Source organism: Deinococcus marmoris DSM 12784, from assembly GCF_000701405.1.
In the GTDB taxonomy this organism is placed as follows: Bacteria; Deinococcota; Deinococci; order Deinococcales; family Deinococcaceae; genus Deinococcus; species Deinococcus marmoris.
Map to the genome: position 1 here is coordinate 12659 of NZ_JNIV01000017.1, position 17435 is coordinate 30093.

General features: G+C 65.8%; 18 protein-coding genes. 10 read left to right on the forward strand and 8 right to left on the reverse strand.

Features of this window, described 5'->3' with window-relative positions:
• Positions 1-145: 145 nt before the first annotated feature.
• The 6 genes from Q319_RS25380 (at position 146) to Q319_RS0105705 (ending at position 5509) form a co-directional block, all read left to right on the forward strand.
• Positions 146-601, forward strand: coding sequence for a hypothetical protein (locus tag Q319_RS25380; RefSeq protein WP_051655141.1), 456 nt, complete (start codon positions 146-148; stop codon positions 599-601).
• A gap of 156 nt (positions 602-757) precedes the next feature.
• Entirely contained in the window at positions 758-2710 is a 1953-nt protein-coding gene (gene acs / locus Q319_RS0105685; RefSeq protein ID WP_029481096.1) for an acetate--CoA ligase, read from the forward strand.
• 7 nt (positions 2711-2717) lie between these two features.
• Complete coding sequence (locus Q319_RS0105690; RefSeq protein WP_029481097.1) at positions 2718-3263, forward strand: 2'-5' RNA ligase family protein; 546 nt, start codon at positions 2718-2720, stop codon at positions 3261-3263.
• 66 nt (positions 3264-3329) lie between these two features.
• The gene (locus Q319_RS0105695) at positions 3330-3719 is read left to right on the forward strand and encodes a hypothetical protein (RefSeq protein WP_029481098.1); all 390 of its coding nucleotides are present in this window, start codon (positions 3330-3332) and stop codon (positions 3717-3719) included.
• A 59-nt stretch (positions 3720-3778) separates the two neighbouring features.
• The gene (locus tag Q319_RS0105700; RefSeq protein ID WP_029481099.1) at positions 3779-4411 is read left to right on the forward strand and encodes an SDR family NAD(P)-dependent oxidoreductase; all 633 of its coding nucleotides are present in this window, start codon (positions 3779-3781) and stop codon (positions 4409-4411) included.
• Between the two features lie 66 nt (positions 4412-4477).
• Entirely contained in the window at positions 4478-5509 is a 1032-nt protein-coding gene (locus tag Q319_RS0105705; protein WP_029481101.1) for a S66 family peptidase, read from the forward strand.
• Between the two features lie 82 nt (positions 5510-5591).
• On the opposite strand, the gene Q319_RS0105710 is transcribed toward Q319_RS0105705, so the two are convergent.
• The 3 genes from Q319_RS0105710 to Q319_RS0105720 form a co-directional block, all read right to left on the reverse strand.
• Positions 5592-7742, reverse strand: a complete 2151-nt coding sequence (locus Q319_RS0105710; RefSeq protein ID WP_029481103.1) for a single-stranded-DNA-specific exonuclease RecJ — start codon at positions 7740-7742, stop codon at positions 5592-5594.
• Complete coding sequence (locus Q319_RS0105715) at positions 7739-8098, reverse strand: lipopolysaccharide assembly protein LapA domain-containing protein (protein WP_029481104.1); 360 nt, start codon at positions 8096-8098, stop codon at positions 7739-7741. The genes Q319_RS0105710 and Q319_RS0105715 overlap by 4 nt, the downstream gene beginning before the upstream one ends.
• A gap of 148 nt (positions 8099-8246) precedes the next feature.
• Positions 8247-9485, reverse strand: coding sequence for an outer membrane protein (locus Q319_RS0105720; protein WP_029481105.1), 1239 nt, complete (start codon positions 9483-9485; stop codon positions 8247-8249).
• Between the two features lie 527 nt (positions 9486-10012).
• Here Q319_RS0105720 and Q319_RS0105730 point away from each other — a divergent pair.
• Together Q319_RS0105730 and Q319_RS0105735 are read left to right on the forward strand one after the other, a co-directional pair.
• Complete coding sequence (locus Q319_RS0105730) at positions 10013-10822, forward strand: enoyl-CoA hydratase/isomerase family protein (protein WP_029481106.1); 810 nt, start codon at positions 10013-10015, stop codon at positions 10820-10822.
• Entirely contained in the window at positions 10815-11903 is a 1089-nt protein-coding gene (locus Q319_RS0105735) for a phosphohydrolase (protein WP_081845907.1), read from the forward strand. Before Q319_RS0105730 ends, Q319_RS0105735 begins: the two co-directional genes overlap by 8 nt.
• Positions 11904-11963: 60 nt before the next feature.
• On the opposite strand, the gene Q319_RS0105740 is transcribed toward Q319_RS0105735, so the two are convergent.
• Positions 11964-12305 carry a hypothetical protein gene (locus Q319_RS0105740; protein WP_029481108.1) on the reverse strand — a complete coding sequence of 114 codons (342 nt, stop codon included), beginning with the start codon at positions 12303-12305 and terminating at the stop codon, positions 11964-11966.
• Between the two features lie 136 nt (positions 12306-12441).
• Between Q319_RS0105740 and Q319_RS0105745 the strand changes: the two genes are divergently transcribed.
• Positions 12442-12912, forward strand: a complete 471-nt coding sequence (locus tag Q319_RS0105745; protein ID WP_029481109.1) for a transcription elongation factor GreA — start codon at positions 12442-12444, stop codon at positions 12910-12912.
• A 137-nt stretch (positions 12913-13049) separates the two neighbouring features.
• Here Q319_RS0105745 and Q319_RS0105750 read toward each other — a convergent pair whose 3' ends face one another.
• Genes Q319_RS0105750 through prfA form a run of 3 tightly spaced genes read right to left on the reverse strand, consistent with a single transcriptional unit; the run spans position 13050 to position 15361 of the window.
• Positions 13050-13724 (reverse strand): Dph6-related ATP pyrophosphatase, encoded by a 675-nt coding sequence (locus Q319_RS0105750; RefSeq protein WP_029481110.1) that lies wholly within the window; start codon positions 13722-13724, stop codon positions 13050-13052.
• Positions 13725-13731: 7 nt separating this feature from the next.
• Entirely contained in the window at positions 13732-14226 is a 495-nt protein-coding gene (locus Q319_RS0105755; RefSeq protein ID WP_029481111.1) for an NUDIX hydrolase, read from the reverse strand.
• On the reverse strand, positions 14213-15361 hold the full coding sequence (gene prfA / locus Q319_RS0105760; protein ID WP_029481112.1) for a peptide chain release factor 1: 1149 nt from the start codon (positions 15359-15361) through the stop codon (positions 14213-14215). Before prfA ends, Q319_RS0105755 begins: the two co-directional genes overlap by 14 nt.
• A gap of 235 nt (positions 15362-15596) precedes the next feature.
• Here prfA and Q319_RS0105765 point away from each other — a divergent pair, with 235 nt between their 5' ends.
• The gene (locus Q319_RS0105765; protein ID WP_029481113.1) at positions 15597-16559 is read left to right on the forward strand and encodes a homoserine dehydrogenase; all 963 of its coding nucleotides are present in this window, start codon (positions 15597-15599) and stop codon (positions 16557-16559) included.
• A gap of 89 nt (positions 16560-16648) precedes the next feature.
• Here Q319_RS0105765 and Q319_RS0105770 read toward each other — a convergent pair whose 3' ends face one another.
• Positions 16649-17275 (reverse strand): DUF4384 domain-containing protein, encoded by a 627-nt coding sequence (locus Q319_RS0105770; protein WP_029481114.1) that lies wholly within the window; start codon positions 17273-17275, stop codon positions 16649-16651.
• Between the last annotated feature and the right edge of the window lie 160 nt (positions 17276-17435).

The following is a 17435-nucleotide window of genomic DNA, read 5'->3' on the forward strand; positions in this document are numbered from 1 at the left end:
TTTACTAATGTCCCACAGTGTTACTGATCAGGGGACAAATTGCCTGGAGTCAGGTCATTTTCCACAGAAAACCTCATGCTGGCGCGTGTTATCGATACCAGAACAGCAGGAGTGGACCGGGCCACCTGCTAGACTTGAACACCAAATGACATCACAGCCCACCCCCCGTTGGCCATCCCTGCTGCCGCTGTTGCGCTTCTGGCTGGGTCTGAATGTCGTGCTTCTGGCATTCACGTTACTTTCACGGGCTTTGACGCCGGGTGCGGACCCGCTGTCGCCCGGCGGCGTGCTGCTGTGTTTGCTTCTGACCGCGCTGGGCTTCGCGCTGGGCCTGATGTACACCCGCTACTGGCCGCTGCCGGAGGCGTCCTTCCAGCGGCTGGTCCGCATGGCGCTGCTGGCGATTCCGGCGATGGGTCTGGCAATGGCGCTGGGCCTGCTGCTGCGCCCGGACATCTCGGCGCTGGTGCTGGCGCTGGCGGCCTTTCTGGGGGCACAGTGGCGGTTCGGTGAGGTTCAGGCCGCACCTGCTCAGTCTGCACAACGGCAGCCCACGCTCTCTCGCGCCGCTTCCCGGCAGGCGGCCCGCAGCAAGCGCTGACCCCTGCAACTTAAACCGGGTCCAGTCCTGTCCCGGTGACAGTTTCCCGGCCCAGTCGGCACGCAGCGCTACAGTGGACGGCAGCCACAACCCACAGAGCATTGCCCGCCCTGCCGGGCCACGTTCCCGCGTTTTTTTTGCCCCGGAGGTTTTCCCATGACGCACCCCACATCCAGCGATCACATCGACAACGTGCTGCACGAAACCCGCGTGATCCAGCCCCCTGCCGATTTCGCGGCCCAGGCAAAGGTCACGCGCGAGGAATATGACCGCCGCTACCGCCAGAGCCTGGATGACCCGGATGCCTTCTGGAGCGAGGTGGCCGGGGAACTGACGTGGATGAAACCCTGGGATCAGGTGCTGGACTGGCAGGAGCCGCACGCGCGCTGGTTCGTGGGCGGGCAGACCAACCTGGCTTACAACGCGCTGGACCGACAGGTGGAGCGCGGCCTGGGGAACAAGCGCGCCTTTATCTGGGAGGGCGAGGACGGCGAGGTTCGCACCTTCACCTATTCGGAGTTGCTCTCTGAGGTCAAACGGGCCGCCAACGCGCTGCTGGCTCTGGATGTGCAGAGTGGGGACCGCGTGACCCTGTACCTGCCGCTGATCCCGGAGGCCGCGATTGCCATGCTGGCCTGCGCCCGCATCGGCGCGGTGCATAGCGTGGTCTTCGGGGGTTTCAGCGTTTCCGCGCTGGCAGACCGCATCAACGACTGCCAGAGCAAGCTGCTGATCACCGCCGACGCGGGGCTGCGGCGCGGTGGGCTGGTGAACCTGAAAGCCAACGCGGACGACGCTGCCGCAAAGGCCCCCGGCCTGGAACACGTGCTGGTGGTCAACCGCGCGGGCAGCAACCCCCCTATGCAGGAGGGCCGCGACGTGTGGTGGAACGAGGCGCTGGCCGCCGCCTCCGACGAACACGAGGCCGCAGCGCTGGACAGCGAACACCCGCTGTTCGTGCTGTACACCTCCGGCAGCACGGGCAAGCCCAAGGGCGTGCTGCACACCACCGGAGGCTACATGGTCAGCACCTACCTAACCATGGAAACGGTCTTTGACCTGAAAGACGACGACGTATTCTGGTGTACCGCCGACGTGGGCTGGGTGACGGGCCACAGCTACAGCGTGTACGGCCCGCTGCTGAACGGCGCGACGGTGGTGCTGTACGAGGGCGCACCCAACCACCCGGACTGGGGCCGCTTCTGGGACATCGTGCAGAAGCATGGAGTGACCATCCTGTACACCGCGCCCACCGCCATCCGCGCGCTGATGCGCCAGGGCGACGAGATCCCCGGTAGATACGACCTGAGCAGCCTGCGCCTGCTGGGGTCGGTGGGCGAGCCGATCAACCCCGAAGCGTGGATGTGGTACGCCCGCGTGATCGGCGGGGGCCGCTGCCCGGTCATTGATACGTGGTGGCAGACCGAAACCGGCAGCATCATGCTGACCACCCTGCCGGGGGCACACCCCGCCAAACCCGGCAGCGCGGGATTGCCGATGTACGGCATCGAACCCGCCATCATGACCCGCTCGGGGGAGGAACTGGGGCCGGACGACGGCGGCCTGCTGGTCATCAAGCGCCCCTGGCCCAGCATGTTGCGGACGGTCTACGGCGACGACGAGCGCTACCGCAAGAGCTACTGGGGCGAGATTCCGCATGTGTATTTTGCCGGGGACGGTGCACGCCGCGACGCCGACGGTTACATCACCGTGATGGGCCGGGTGGACGACGTGCTGAACGTGTCGGGCCACCGCCTGGGCACGATGGAGATTGAATCCGCATTGGTGGCCCATCCCAGCGTCTCCGAGGCCGCCGTGGTGGGCCGCCCCGACGACATCAAGGGCGAGTGCGTGGTGGCCTTCGTGCTGCCGCAGGGCAATGAGACCATTGATCCCGCCGCCCTGCGCGCCTACGTGACCCGCGAGATCGGCGCGCTGGCCCGCCCGGACGCCATCTACATCGCCGACGCGCTGCCCAAGACCCGCAGCGGCAAGATCATGCGCCGTTTCCTGCGCCAGATCGCGGCGGGCAAGGCCATCGAGGGCGACACCAGCACGCTGGAAGACCCCGGCGTGCTGGAGCGGCTGGCCGAGACGGACGCCGTTTAGCCTGAAGGTGGCTCCCTCCTTCCTGCTGGCCGTGCTGCCACCCCCTGAACTGGAGGCGCGAATCCAGAGCTTCCGCACGGCCCACCACCTGAAGGACGCCGCCGCCGTGCCGCACATCACCGTCAAGGCCCGCAGCGGTCTCCTGCCGGAACTGGACTGGCAGGAAAAATTGCGTGAGGTGGTGGCCCGGCACGCGCCTCTGCCCATCTCTATCGGCGGGCCGCACCTGTTCGGCAACGGCACCGCCCTGTATCTGGAGGCAGCCAGCGCGGAGGCCGTGAGGCTGCATCTGACGCTTCTGGACGCCCTGCGAGAGATGCAACAGTCCACGCGTTTCTTTGGCTACGAGGGGCCGGGGCTTCAGCTTCACCTCTCGCTGGCCCTGAACAGGCGGGGCGTGGAGTTGCCCAGTTTGCTGACGGCGGCGCAGGCCGAATTTGCTGACCTGGAGGGCAAACCGCTGGCCTTCATGGCCCACACCGTCACCCTGATGCGGAAGCCGGGGCCGGGCGGTTTCTATGCGCCGCTGGAGGAGTGGCCACTGCTGGACTGAGGGCCGCGAACGTACCCGGAACCGTTCGTCCCGCCCCACGCGCACAGAAGTGTCCGACAATGGGGTATGCAAGAGACTCCCGTTCAGGAAACGAAAGTGGAGGGCCTGAGCGTGAAGCGCAGGCGACTGAAACCGATGTCCATCGACTGGGGGCCGTTTTTTCTGTATTTCGGCGTATCCGGCACGGACCACACCCGCGCCGAACGCATGGAAAAGCGTTTTGAACTCGAACATTTTGCCAATCTGGTCACACTGACCCTGACGGTCCCGCTTGCCCCCGGCTCTTACCTTCTGCTTGGCCTGCCCGACGAGGCCAACAAGCGCGGCTGGACGGTGGACGCGGGGGGCCGCAGCGCCAGCAGTGCCCTCAGCGACGATGGGCTGGCAGACCTGCGCGCCTGGATGGGCGGGCGGGAACGCCGGGTCCAGGCCGCCGTCCTCGCCCCTCCAGCCTGAGCGGCGCATCCGTACTTCCCCGTACCGACAGGCCCCCCGGCCCTCGGCTAGTGTGAGGTATGAACACTCTGATTCTCGGGGCCACCGGCGGTATCGGCGCAGCAACGGCCCGCGCCCTGGCGGCAGACGGCGCAACTTTAACCCTCAGCGGACGCGACGAGGCCAAACTCTCGGCCCTGGCCGCCGAACTGGGCGCGGCCTCCACTGCCGCCGATCTGGGCTATGAAAGCCACGTCAAGGCGCTATTTGATGGGCTGGAGGGACTGGACACGCTGGTCTACGCGGCGGGAGCGGCCATGCCCGAACCCCTTAAAGACGCGGACCCCGGCAAGGTGCGCGCGGTGTGGAATGCCAACTACTTTGGGGCGCTGTGGGTGCTGAAGCACGGGCTGGGGCGCATGAACAAGGGCGGGCGGGTGTACCTGCTGGGCGCACGCCCGGAGCTGGTCACGGCGCGCGGCTTCTCGCAGTACGCTGCCAGCAAGGCGGCCCTGGCCCGCGCCGCCGAAATTGCCCGCATGGAGGCGCGCGGCGTCACGGTGGCGCTGGTCCTGCCCCCCGCCGTGGACACCGAACTGTGGGCACAGGTGGGCAAGGCCCCCAAGGGTTCCATCTCACCGCAGGAGGTGGCGCAGGCCATCGCCGCAGACCGCGCCGGGGCAGGAGAACTGGAAATTCGCGTCTCAGGCTAAGCGTTTTTCTGGAGCTAAACGCCCTGGCAGGCGGCATCTGGGCGCAGGCTGCTCTACCCTAAGCCGATGTCGCCCACCTTCCTGCGCCCTGCCCGCCTTCCCCCCGGATCACGCATTGCGGCCCTGAGCCTGTCCAGCGGCTTCGTGACCGAGGTGATGGGCCGTTACCGCGCTGGCGTGCGTCAGGTGGCCGATGAGTTTGGCTGGGAGGTGGTGCCCGCACCGAACGCCCTGCGTGGACCAGAGTATCTGTACGCCCACCCGCAGGCCCGTGCCGACGACTTGCACTGGGCGCTGGAGAATCCCGACATAGACGGCCTGCTGAGCATGATCGGCGGCGACGACAGCGTGAGATTGCTGCCCTTCCTGAATCTGGACGTGATCCGTGCCCATCCCAAGCCGTTTCTGGGGTTCAGCGACAGCACGGTCACGCTGCTGGCCTTTCTGCGCGCCGGGGTGGTGGCCTACCACGGCCCCGCCCTGCTGACTGATCTGGCCGAGAACGGCGGGATGCATCCCTTCACCGTGGCTGGCATTCGCCGGGCGCTGGTGGACAAACCCCAGCCCTTTGACCTCTCCCCCGCCCCGGAGTGGACCCAGCATTTCAGCGATTGGGGGGATGAAACCTTGCAGGAGATTCGCCGCCCCTTTGCGCCGGGGGACGGCTGGCAGTGGCTTCAGGGCGGCGCAGCCGCGCAGGGTCACCTGATCGGCGGCTGCCTGGAGGTGCTGGACATGCTGAACGGCACGCCGGGGTGGCCTGCCCCGAGGTTGTGGGAGGGCGCAGTGCTGGCACTGGAAACCAGCGAGGATGTTCCCACACCAAGTCAGGTGGGGTACTGGCTCAGAAACTACGCCGCGCAGGGCCTGCTGACCCGCGCCGCCGGGCTGATGCTGGCCCGCCCCAGGGGCTACACGCCCCAGATGGTGCAGGACCTGTACGGTTGGATCCGCCGCGTGCTGCATGAGGCTGGGCGCGAGGACCTGCCCGTGGTGGCGAACGTGGATTTCGGCCACACCAGCCCGCAGTTGACGCTGCCGCTGGGCGCACAGGTGCGGCTGGACCCGGTGGCGGGGCGGGTCACGGTCCTGTCCTGAAACCCACACGGATTCCGTCTGTTTCCTTCTCGCATCTACGCGGATCGGGCCATTCTTGCAGGCGATCTGATCAGCGTTGGTGTCAGTCTCCCAGCGCCAGCTCTGCCGTCTTCACATTCAAGCCTTCAACAGTTAGGGCCAGACCCAGCATCGCGTACACCGAGGCCGTCCAGCCTGCATCGTCCAGCGTGCGGTAATGGTGCGTCCACTGCCAGCGGCGGTAGGCGTCGGCGGCGCGGGTCATGTGGGCCTCGTCCGCCGTGGCGTCGGCCAGCGGGTTGGTGGGCGGGGCGCTCAGGTGGTGGCGGGTCAGTGCGCCTTCCAGTTCAGACAGGGTCTTCGGCCCCAGCGCAAAGGCCACCGCCCCGCCGGTCAGCAGCCAGCACCGCAAGTCGTCCTCGGCGGGCAGGGCGTACAGGATCAGTTCGTTTCCAGACCAGACTTCGCCTGCCGCTACCAGCCGCACCCCTGGCACGTTGTCGCGCAGGTAGTCGGCCACGGCTGGGGTGGCGTAGGCGTACGCCCCGGCAGTCAGGCGCTGCATGGCGTCCCTGGGGTTGAGGCGAGGCAGGTCCGTTCCGCCGAAAGAGGGAAGGTCCAGCGACACCTGGGCGGGCGGGCGCAGCGCCTGGGCGTGGTATTCCAGCCGGGTCTGCCCACGCCACTCGCTGACCACCAGTCTGGTGGCAAGGTCCCGTTCTCCCGGCGTGGCGTCATGTTCGCCGTATTTGATGCCGCGCAGCGCCCCCACGCGAAATTGCAGACTGTCGCCGCGCTTGCCCACCAGCCGCGTATCGGTCAACCCGTCGCGCACATGCCACAGCGGGGGCAGGTGGCCCTCGCCGAACGGCTCGAAGGTGCTGGCCCCGTCCACCAGTTCCAGCGTCGCGCCCAGCGTGGGCAGCGCCGCGTCCAGCCGCACGCGCGGCACAGGGGCGGGAAACTGCTGCACATAGGCGTGAATACGCTCGCGGAAGGCCCCGAACTGTGCCTCGTCCAGCGAGAAGCCCGCCGCCCCGGTGTGACCGCCGTAGCGCTTGAGCAAATCCCTGCTGTACGTCAGGCCGTTCACCGCGCTAATGCCGGGGGTGCTGCGAACCGAACCCTTGCCCTGGGCCACGATGAACACGGGCTTGTGATAGGTCTCCACCAGCTTGCTGGCCACGATGCCCATCACGCCCGCGTGCCACTCCGGGTGCGTGACCACCAGCGCGGGGTCGCTGGGATCGGCGATTTGCAGCGCCTGCGCGAACATCTCGTCCTGCAATTTGCGCCGCTCCACGTTGCGGATTTCCAGATACTCGGCCAGCCGCGTGGCCTCGTGGCGGCTGGCGGTGGTCAGCAGTTCCAGCGCGACATCCGCCTCGCCCAGCCGCCCGGCAGCGTTGATTCTGGGCGCGAGGACGAACGCCACATCCCGCGCCGTGGGGCGCTGAACCCGCCCGGAATCCAGCAGGGCGCGCAGGCCAGGCAGTTCGGTCTCCCGCAACGCTTCCAGCCCAGCACGCACCAGCGCACGGTTCTCGCCAATCAACGGGGCCACGTCTGCCACGGTGCCCAGCGTCGCCAGGGCGGACAGCGCTCTCGGCTCGTCCAGCCCCAGCTCGGCATGAATGGCCCATAGCAGGTGGTAGGCCACCCCCGCGCCGGTCAGGTTGTGCAGGGCCGGGTCATAGCCGTCAGTCAGGTTGGGGTGAACCACCAGCGCCGCCGGAAAATTATCGCCCGGCGTGTGGTGATCGGTGACAATGACCTCGGTGCCCAGTGCAAGCAGGGCGGCCACCTCGTCCACGTTGCTGACACCGCAGTCCACCGTGACCAGCAGGTCGCAGCTCTCGGCATGCTCGGCCACCTTATCGGGGTGGACGCCATAGCCCTCGTTCAGTCGGTGGGGAATGAAGCCGTGAACATCCGCGCCCAGCGCCCGCAGCCCCAGCACCAGTACGGCGGTGGCGCTGACGCCATCGGCATCATAATCGCCGTGGATGCGGATGCGCTTCTTGCCGCGCACCGCGCCCACGATGCGGCGGGCCGCCTCACGCAGCGCCGGGTTGGGCGTCAGGACCAGCGGTGGGTCCAGCAGCGCCGGGGTCAGGCCGCGCCCATGCAACACCTGCGCCAGCGGCGGCGAGACGCGCCATTGCCGCATGACGGTCAGCAGCTCCTCGCGGCTGGCTGGCGGGGCCAGCAGCCAGCGGGCCGCAGGCACGGCACTTGGGGAAACGGCCTTCATGAAGGCTGCCCCTCGCCTGAAACGGGCGCAGGACTGGTGACCAGAACTGCCGCAGGCATGGCCCCCAGCCGCGCTTGCAGGGTGGCGGTCAGCCGTTCCTCTACCACGCGGCGTTCCCGGCGTTCGCGGCGGCGGCGCACCCGCTCCTGCCAGACCGGGGGCAACAGCAGCAGCGCCGTGTAGGCCGCCCCGATCAGGGCGAACAACGTGACGGTCATGCCCACCGACAGCGACAGCTCGCCCCGTCCGAACGGCAGCGGCAGACGCACCAGCGCCGGGTTCTCCAGCGTGAACAGGGTCAGGTAGGCCAGGACCGCCAGCAGCAGCAGCACCTGAATAAAAGAAATGAGGCGCATGACAGACAGTCTAGCGCCGCCAGAAGAAAGCAATGGGCCGGGCAGGAGCAGGCAGGGCCTCATTTACTCAACTCCACCACACCGAAACATGAAAACAAAAAAACTGACCTCCACAGGGGAGGCCAGCTTCACGAACTTGGTGAGGGGTTTAGAAGTAGAACTTCAGGCCGGCCTTGACCGCGCCGCCGAAGCCACGGGTGGTCTTCGCAGCGGCGGTGCTGCCGTTGTCGAAGTCGGTACCGGTGTTGTCGGTGCGGACGTTGCTCAGACCCGTGCCGAAGCCCTTGTTGGTCAGGTAGTAGCGTCCGTTGCCTTCAACGAAAGCAGCGATGCTGTCGGTGACGCGGAAGTCCACACCCACCAGCGCGTTGACGTAGGTGTCGGTCGCGTTGGTGTTGCCGGTGGCGGTGCGCGACTTGCTGCTGGTCAGACCCAGGCCCGCGCCCACGTAAGGGTTCAGGTTGCCTGCGCTGATGTTGTAGGTCGCGTTCACGTCGGCGTGGATGGCGTTGTAGCCGGGCTGGTACTGGGCCGCCACACGCGCGCCGACCGGGCCGATCACGCTGGTGGAGCCGATCATCGCGCCAGCCGTAACGCACAGGTTGATCTGCTTGCTCTGCTGGAACTTGTTGACGCAGTTGCTGGAGCCGTCCACAAAGTTCGCGCCGCCGCTGATGCCGGCGTACAGCGTCTTGGCGCTGGCCATGCTCATGTCGGTGCTGGGTTCGCCAATCACGACGGTGGTGCCGGGGGTAGGCGTGGCAGGAGTGACGGGCGCAGGGGTGACCGTGGTGGTCGTGCCTGCAACGCCAGCGGCTCCGGCGGGGCCAGCAGGACCGACGGGGCCGGCAGGACCAGCGGGACCGACAGGGCCAGCCGGGATGTTCTGCACGGCGGCTTCCAGCGCGTCGATGCGGGCGGTCAGGGCGGCGGTGTCGGCACCGGCGCTCATGGTGCCCATCTCGTTGATCTTGGCTTCCAGCGCGTCGATGCGGGCCTGCTGGTCAGCGTTCAGCTTTTCCAGGTCGGTCACGCGGCCAGCGATGGCGGCCATCTCGGTGCTGACTTCGGTCATGCCATTGGCCACAGAAGCCATACCTTCCTGATCCATACCGCAGTTGCTCAGCGCGCCGGTCTGGAGGAGACGGTAGAAAATCAGGGCGGCCTGGTAACGGGTCAGGTTCTCATTGCCACGGAAGGTGCCGTCGGGGAAGCCCTGGATCAGGCCGCACTGGACAATCCGGTCCACGGCGTCCTTGGCCCAGTGTCCAGCGGGAACGTCGGTGATGGTCACGGGGACGGGGCTGGTGGCAGGCGCGGCGGTCTGCGCGCCGGCAACGCCGAGGCTCAGGGCAAGTGTGGAGATGAGAATAAGGGATTTACGCATGTGAAGGTCTCCTTGAAACTGAGCAAATTGAAACTGGGCAGAGCTGAGGGTCTGAATACAGAGCAGTCCTCCTGTTTCCTACGTCTACCGTAGGCACAGGACGTGAGTAGATTGTGAAATCAACAACTTTCACTCTTGCCCTTTTCATCAGAAGTGAGTTAGATAAGAATTCTAACATCTTATGTGAGTGATGAGTGAGCAGGTAATTGCCGAACGTATTGGTCAGAAATGCCGTCTCATGCTCTTGCTCTCAGATTTCCGTCTGATTCTGGACATTCGATTGTGGCGCAATCATAAAATCTTACTCATGAGAGAATCCTGGCACGCAGGGCAACGCCCGGATGGATCAGACCTTCTGTATCGGCACAGCTCCATCGGCACAGTGCGGCCCTCTTCCTGTGATCGGTGTAACTTAACCTCAAGTTGTCCGAAAAATCTTCAGACTTCGGATTGATCTCCGGCACCAATCATGACGAGGCGGACCTGAAGCGCGGTCCCTACGCGGCCTGCCGTGTCAAAATGGCTGAATGACACAGCCTGATACGCAGTTGGACGAGATGGAATTCGAGAACGTGCAGATCGACCGCCACGGCCCGATTGCGGTTCTGACGATCAACCGTCCCAAAGCCCTCAACGCTCTGAATGCCGAGACGTTTGGAGAGATCAGCGCGGCGCTGGACCTGATTATGGAGGACGCCGAGGTGGGCGCGCTGATCATCACGGGGGGCGGGGACCGGGCCTTCGTGGCCGGGGCTGACATCGCCGAGTTCAAGACGCTGGACGGCGTGTACGCGGGCCGCGAGCTTTCGCTGGCCGGACAGGACGTGATGCACCAGATCGCCACGCTGCCCATTCCGGTGATTGCGGCCATCAACGGCTTTGCGCTGGGCGGCGGGCTGGAACTGGCACTGGCCTGTGACATCCGCGTGGCCTCCACCCACGCCAAGATGGGGCTGCCCGAGGTAACGCTGGGACTGCTGCCCGGCTTCGGCGGCACGCAGCGTCTGGCCCGACTGATCGGGGCGGGGCGCGCCCTGGACATGATGCTCACCGCCCGTCAGGTGGAGGCCGCCGAGGCTTTTGGCATGGGCCTAGTCAACTACGTGGCCGACGACGCCCTGAGCAAATCGCGCGAGGTGGCCGAGCAGATTCTGAAGAACGCCCCGATTGCCCTGTCGCTGGTCAAGGAAGCGGTGCGCCGGGGGCTGGACACCACGCTCGAAGCCGGGCTAGAGGTCGAGGCCGATCTGTTTGGCCTGCTGGTGGCCACCAAGGACTTCGGCGAGGGCGTGGACGCCTTCCTGAACAAGCGCAAGGCAGATTTCCAGGGTGAGTGACCACACCCGCCCCAACCAGAAACTGTCGCGCAGGCCCGATCAGAAATTCAAGCTGAGCGTGCAGGCAGGCAACGTGCAGGATGTGGCTGGGGTACAGACTGAGCCTCCACTCGTTGCTGGGCAGCCGGACCGCGTCGTCGAGTTCACCACCCCACGCTCCAAGATCATTCAGGAGGCCGACACCGCCATCCGCGACGATCTGGCCCACTCCCCGCGTGCGCTGGCTGCCTACATCGCCCTGGCCACCGATCCTGAAGCGCTGGCCTGCTGGGACATGGCGAACTACATCACCATGCGCAAGCTGGGCTACAACGATCACGGGCGGGTGCATTCATTCATTACCGGGGCGGCCAGCCTCGCCATCACCGAACTGCTGCTGGAAGGCGGCGTCAAGCCCGACATCATGGATTCGGGGGTGGGCGACGCGGACGACGTGTATCTGGCCGTGATCCTGGGGACCATGCTGCACGACATCGGCAACCAGATTCACCGTGCCAGTCACGAGCAGCACGGTGTGGCGCTGGCGCTGCCGATTCTGGACCGGATCATGGGACCGCTGTACGCCGATCCGTTTAAGCGGGCCAAGGTGCGTTCCTTCATTCTGGGCGCGATCAACTGCCACGATCTGAACCCGCCGCCGCTAACGCTGGAGGGCGGCATCACCGCCGTGGCCGACGGCACCGACATCACCAAGGGGCGCGGGCGCAAGGCCTTTAGCCTGGGCAGCGTGGACATCCACTCGATCAGCGCGCTGGCCGTGGACGAGGTGGTGATCGAGCGGGGCCGCAATGTGCCGGTGTTGATCAGCGTGACCATGAACAATTCCGGCGGCATCTTTCAGGTGGAAGAAATTCTGGCTCCCAAGGTGATCCGCACCCCGATGCGCCGGTACGTGGAACTGCGCGCCGCCACCCGTCCGGAAGGCGAGGAGCAGATTCTGTCGCGCGTGCGGCTGGACGGGGACCATTTCGTGATGGACCTGGAAAATGGGCAGCAGGTGGCCGTGGAGGTGGACGACACCCAGAAACGAGCGCAGGAAGCGGTGGTGGCGGCCATGCAAACTGGAGTGGAACGGCGCTAGATCAAGGCAATCAGGAAAGCGGCCCCGACGTTTAAATCGGGGCCGCTTCTTTGCTGATCTCTACTTCTCGTCACCGGGCAGATTCCTATCACCGGGCAGTGGCGTGCTGCGGGCTGGGCCGCCGTCCACACCGCCACTGTGTTTCACGCCCTCACCACCTTGTTCCTCGCCTTCCAGATCGCCACCGGTCATGTTGTTGGGATCGCCCTGGCGCACCTCGCCGTCCCAGTCGCCCAGGATGCCGTCCATGAAGCCGGGCTGATCGTTGGGGTTGCGGCGGTCCGCCTTGGTGTCCTGCCTCAGCAGGTCCTCGGCCACCATCTTGTCTTGCAGGATCTCGCGGTCCACGCCCTCGTCCTGTACCTCGCCTCTGATCTCGCGGTCATCGTCGTATCGGGTCATGTCCGGCAGCCTATGCGCGTGGGGCGGTCCGGCGCTGAACCGGGCCTTTACGAAACACCGGGTCTTTACGGAACGCCGACACTTTCCGAAAACCCGATGGCGGGTTTTGCCCAAAGCGGCCTATACTGAAAGTTCTATGACTCAGGAACGTATCACCATGACCCAGCGCGGCTACGACAAGCTGGCCGAAACCCTGCACCAACTGAAGACCGTGCGCCGCGAGCAGATTTCGGAGTACATGGGCATCGCCATCGCCGACGGAGACCTGAGCGAGAGCGCGGCCTATGACGAGGCCCGCATGCAGCAGAGCGAGAACGAGACCCGCATCGTCGAGATCGAGAACCAACTGGAACGCGCCGAGATCATCGCGGGCGACGCCAGCAAGGGCGCGGGCCTGGGCGCAAAGATCAGGGTGCGCGACGAGAAGGGCAACGAGCGCCAGTTCGAGCTTGTCGGCACCTACGAGGTGGATGTGCCCAATGGCCGCGTCAGCGACGCCAGCCCCTTCGGTCAGGCCCTGGCCGGCAAGCGTGAGGGCGACAAGGTAACGGTGCAACTGCCCAAGGGGACGGCCAAGTTTGAAGTGCTGGCCGTGACTTACGACTGAGCGGGATGGCGTGAGGGTGGGTTGTGGGTTGCTCCCACGGCTTAACCCCTCCTGCGCTGGACGATCTTTCAAGCCCTCTGGCTCCCTTCTAAGGGGAGCTGGCTGCGAAGCAGACTGACGGGTTTCCTGGGCTGAGGCTACCCCAGCACCAGATCCAGCGTCGCCACCTTTAAAAAGCCTTCGCCCGTGTAGTGAATCCCCGCTGGGCCAGGGATAAGGTTGAGCGGCTGGGAAAAATCCGGCCCGCCCACCAGAACCGTGTGATATTCGCCGTTCTCGCCGCAGGCATCGGCCCCCAGACCCTCGATCTCGGCCACCAGTTCGGCGTCCAGCGCCTTGCCCAGCAAACGTGCGGGCAGGGCGTCTTCCTTGACGGCGACGATCAGGGCGCGGAAGCCCAGACCCAGCAGTTCGTCCACCAGCGTGCGGCGCGGTTCGAGCCACAGGGGCAAACTGACCCGCAGACCCGCCGCCGCACAGACCTTTTCCTCCCATTCGCGGTGGGCGGCCAGATCGATGTCTCCGAAGACGGCAGCGGTTGCGCCGTCCACCGCCGCACCCGCCAGCAGCGCCGTGAATTCGCTCTCGTAGGTGGCCCAGGAGGCGCGCGCCGTTCTGAGCGGCACCCCCAGCGCCGCAGCCTGCGCCTCCAGAACTTCGGGGCGCAGACCGTGTGAACGTGAACGCTGCCCCGCCTCGTCCAGCATGTTGATGACGGCGAGGGGAATGCCTCCGGCCCGCTTTACGCGGTGAAACGCCAGGGCACTGTCCTTGCCGCCGCTCCAGGAGGTGACGAACTTCTCCCCCTTCATGGGCAGATCACAGGCGGGGTTTCAGGGCGGGAATCCGCAGGCCGCCGCGTCCGTCCCAGCCCTTGAAAGCGTAAAAGCGGCCCGGCTCCCCGGTTTTTAGAAAGTCGCTGAGGGGTTCGCGCATGGGCGGGGATTCCAGTTTCTCCAGCGCCTCCTCGGTGGTGCAGAAGCGGGCCTCGACGATGAAGCCGTCGGGATCGGCGGGATTCAGGAGACCTTCCCAGGTGGCCTCGAAAGCCACGGCGATGGCGCGTTCGCCCCGGCGCTCGTCCTCGATATGCACGGTGTAGGCCATGTGCAGGATGCCGGTCAGGCGCAGGCCGGTTTCCTCTAAAATTTCACGGTACAGGGCTTCGGGCAGTGTTTCGCCGTTCTCCACGACGCCGCCGGGCAGGGTGTGACGCACGCGCCCGTGGCCCTGCCAGTCGTTGCCGACCAGCAGTACCCGCCCAAACCGGTCCCGCAGGATGCCTGCCGCCACCAGCAGGTCACGCCGCGCCATACTGCCCGCCCCGGCCTGTGCCCTCATCCTGATCGGTCCCGTCCTGATCGGTCCCGTCCTGATCGGCCATCGCCAGCAACTGCCGTTCCTTCTCGGCGCGGGCCAGTCCGGCCACCACTGGAACAAGCGCGCCGTTGATCACGCTGTCTAGCGGGTGGTTCTTGTCTTCGCCTTCCAGCCGGTGATCGGTCACGCGGTTCTGGGGATAGTTGTAGGTGCGGATCTTCTCGCTGCGGTCCCCACTGCCCACCTGCGAGGCGCGCTCGTTGCGTTCCAGCTCATCGCGGGCAGCGCGTTCGCGTTCGGCCAGACGCGAGGCCAGGACCACCAGCGCCTTCTCGCGGTTCTTGATCTGCGAACGCCCGTCCTGGCAGATCACCATGATCTCGTCCGGGGTTCCGGCGCGGTACACGGCGCGTACAGCGCTATCGGTGGTGTTGACGCTCTGCCCACCCGCACCCTGCGAACGGTACACGTCAATGCGAACTTCGGAGAGGTCCAGATGGATCTCGTCCTGCTCGACTTCCGGCAGCACGGCCACCGTGACGGTGCTGGTGTGGATGCGGCCCGCCGATTCGGTGGCTGGCACGCGCTGGACCCGGTGAACGCCCCGCTCCCACTTGAAGGCGCGGAAGGCGGAGTCGCCCGTCACTTCCGCCACCACCTTGCTCGCGCCGCCCAGATCACTCTCGTTGGCGTCCATGACATTGACTTTCAGGTTCAGGCCCTCGGCGTAACGGGTGTACATCCGCAGCAGATCGGTGACGAACAGCCCGGCCTCCGCGCCGCCCGCCCCGGCCCGCAATTCCAGGATCACGTCCTTGGCGTCGTCTGGATCGGTGGGCAGCAGCAGGACTTCCAGCTCGGACTCGATTTCCGCGAGGCGGGCAGCAAGGGTCTTAATCTCGCCCGCTGCCAGCTCCTTCATGTCGGGGTCTGAGAGCAACTCACGCGCTCCGGCCAGATCGGTTTCCAGGCCGTCTCGCTCGCGCAGCAGGGTGACCAGGGGCAGCAGTTCACGGTGGCGGCGGGTCAGCTTGCCGTACTCGCGGCCATCAGCCAGGGCTGCCGGATCACCCAGGCGACGCTCCACCAGCCCAAATTCAGACTGGAGTTCTTGCAGACGCGAACTCATAAGACAGACGCAGCACGCGGCGCACAGGGGCGCGGCGGACTTTCAGCCGTTGGGCCGTCTTTGAACAGACAATCCAACAACAGACAGAATTTAGACACAGGTAACATGCGGCGCAGTCTAGCGTTCCCCCGGCTAGACGACTTGGAGCGAGGTCACAGGGCCGGACATGGGGAGGTGCGGCCCACACCTAACCCGGCCCCGGCCCCTCTTCCGATACCGCGTTAAGGTTGGGGGCATGAGAACTGTTACCGTGGGCGTCCTGGGCAGCGGCACTGTCGGCCAGGACGTGCTGAACCTGATCAAGCGCCGTGAAAGCGTGTTTACGGACCTGGGCGTGAAGATCGAGATTTCCGGGGTGCTGGTGCGCGACGTGAACAAGGTGCGCGACGTGCCGCCCGGAACGCGCGTGACCACCGATCCGGGCTTTTTGCAGGAATGCGGGGTGGTCATCGAGGCGATGGGGGGCGTGGACCGCCCGCTGGAAATGCTGCTGCCGTACCTGCGCTCGGGCCGTCCGGTCATTACCGCCAACAAGGCGCTATTGGCCGAACGCTGGGACGTGCTGCGCGAGTACGCTTTGGCCGGAAGCCTGTACTACGAGGCCAGCGTGATGGCTGGAACCCCGGTGATCGGCCCGATGAGTACCGTCCTGCGCGCCAGCACCTTCACCCGCCTGCAAGCCGTGCTGAACGGAACGTGCCTGTACATCCTGAACCAGATGGAAGAAGGCAGAGACTACGCCGACGCGCTGGCCGGGGCGCAGGCGCTGGGCTACGCCGAGACCCCGCCGACGCTGGATGTCGGCGGCTTCGACACCGCGCACAAGCTGGCGGTCCTGGCCCGTTTTTGCGCCGACGGCAATTTTCCGTATAGTGCCGTGCAGGTGGAGGGTATCGAGGACATCACCCAGAAGGACATTCAGGACGCCCGCGCGGCAGGCGAACGCATCAAGTTGGTGGCCGAGCTGGAACGCGACGGGACAGGCTGGCGGGCTACGGTTGCGCCGCAGCGCCTGCCCGAGAACCATCCCCTGTGCAACGCCGGGGCCAGCCGCAACGCCCTGGTCTACGAGGGCGAGGAGTGCGGCACCCTGATCTTCGCCGGGGGCGGTGCGGGCGGCATGATCACGGCCAGCGCGATGGTGGGCGATCTTTTAGATTGGGTTATAGGCTTTCCCGGCCACGTTCCCCTGCACTGAGGGGTCTAAAAATCGAACCTCTCCATCCTGAAAGCTCTGGATCACTTTCGGGGTGGAGAGGTCAGGCTGTGCGCTTTTACCTCAGACGATCAGTAGCCCACGGTGTAATACGCCGTGTCGCTGATCCAGTCGGTCTGGGCCACGGGCTGCGTCACGGGGCTGGGGACCGGGTCCACCACAATGCTCAGCGCCTGTGCCAGACCCTGGCTGGTCTTGGGCTTGACGACAGCGAAGTTGCCCCCGTTCTGATAGCTGCTCAGCTCGTTCAGGTTCAGGGCGCGGCGGCTGGCGATGACCAGCACACGGTTCAGGCCGTAAGGGCCAGCCACGTCGAAGGTGAACTGGTCACCGCTGGCCGGAAAGGCGCGGGTCTGCCCAGCGCGCACATAGTTGCTGGAGCTGATGCGGTTGGGCAGAATCTGATCGCTGCTGCCGTCCGGGTTGACGTTGAACAGGTAGACATAGGCGTTTTCGTTGACGCTGGTGTACAGCGTGATGCGTTCGCCGACGCGGTAGCTGGGGTTCTGCGCGCCGCTGGGATCGCGGTTCACCCACACGCGGGCGCTGAGGGTGGTGGCCACCGGATTGACGATGATGCTCTGGGCGCTGATCTTGGGCGCAGCGAAAGCGGGCGCGGCCAGTCCCAGCAGCGCGGCAGAAACGGCGAGCAGCAGGGCGGGCTTCTTGAGGGACGCTGTTTTAGAGAATGCAGTCATGGTGGAGCCTCCGGGGAGAAGCAGGCGTCGCCGGTCACGCAGGGAGCCTCCCAGCGCGCGTTTTCGGTGCGTCTTTGCTTGTGTCCATACGCTACGCCCCCGCACCTGACGCCCGGTGAAAGGAGGCTGACTGAAGGTGAGGAAGCTGACGTTTATTTTC

Bases quoted from the DNA above. Each gene is read 5' to 3' on its own strand.
- Q319_RS25380 (WP_051655141.1), top strand. From the start codon at position 146: ATGACATCACAGCCCACCCCCCGTTGGCCATCCCTGCTGCCGCTGTTG.
- acs (WP_029481096.1), top strand. From the start codon at position 758: ATGACGCACCCCACATCCAGCGATCACATCGACAACGTGCTGCACGAA.
- Q319_RS0105695 (WP_029481098.1), top strand. From the start codon at position 3,330: ATGCAAGAGACTCCCGTTCAGGAAACGAAAGTGGAGGGCCTGAGCGTG.
- Q319_RS0105700 (WP_029481099.1), top strand. From the start codon at position 3,779: ATGAACACTCTGATTCTCGGGGCCACCGGCGGTATCGGCGCAGCAACG.
- Q319_RS0105705 (WP_029481101.1), top strand. From the start codon at position 4,478: ATGTCGCCCACCTTCCTGCGCCCTGCCCGCCTTCCCCCCGGATCACGC.
- Q319_RS0105710 (WP_029481103.1), bottom strand. From the start codon at position 7,742: ATGAAGGCCGTTTCCCCAAGTGCCGTGCCTGCGGCCCGCTGGCTGCTG.
- Q319_RS0105715 (WP_029481104.1), bottom strand. From the start codon at position 8,098: ATGCGCCTCATTTCTTTTATTCAGGTGCTGCTGCTGCTGGCGGTCCTG.
- Q319_RS0105720 (WP_029481105.1), bottom strand. From the start codon at position 9,485: ATGCGTAAATCCCTTATTCTCATCTCCACACTTGCCCTGAGCCTCGGC.
- Q319_RS0105730 (WP_029481106.1), top strand. From the start codon at position 10,013: ATGACACAGCCTGATACGCAGTTGGACGAGATGGAATTCGAGAACGTG.
- Q319_RS0105740 (WP_029481108.1), bottom strand. From the start codon at position 12,305: ATGACCCGATACGACGATGACCGCGAGATCAGAGGCGAGGTACAGGAC.
- Q319_RS0105745 (WP_029481109.1), top strand. From the start codon at position 12,442: ATGACTCAGGAACGTATCACCATGACCCAGCGCGGCTACGACAAGCTG.
- Q319_RS0105750 (WP_029481110.1), bottom strand. From the start codon at position 13,724: ATGAAGGGGGAGAAGTTCGTCACCTCCTGGAGCGGCGGCAAGGACAGT.
- Q319_RS0105755 (WP_029481111.1), bottom strand. From the start codon at position 14,226: ATGGCGCGGCGTGACCTGCTGGTGGCGGCAGGCATCCTGCGGGACCGG.
- prfA (WP_029481112.1), bottom strand. From the start codon at position 15,361: ATGAGTTCGCGTCTGCAAGAACTCCAGTCTGAATTTGGGCTGGTGGAG.
- Q319_RS0105765 (WP_029481113.1), top strand. From the start codon at position 15,597: ATGAGAACTGTTACCGTGGGCGTCCTGGGCAGCGGCACTGTCGGCCAG.
- Q319_RS0105770 (WP_029481114.1), bottom strand. From the start codon at position 17,275: ATGACTGCATTCTCTAAAACAGCGTCCCTCAAGAAGCCCGCCCTGCTG.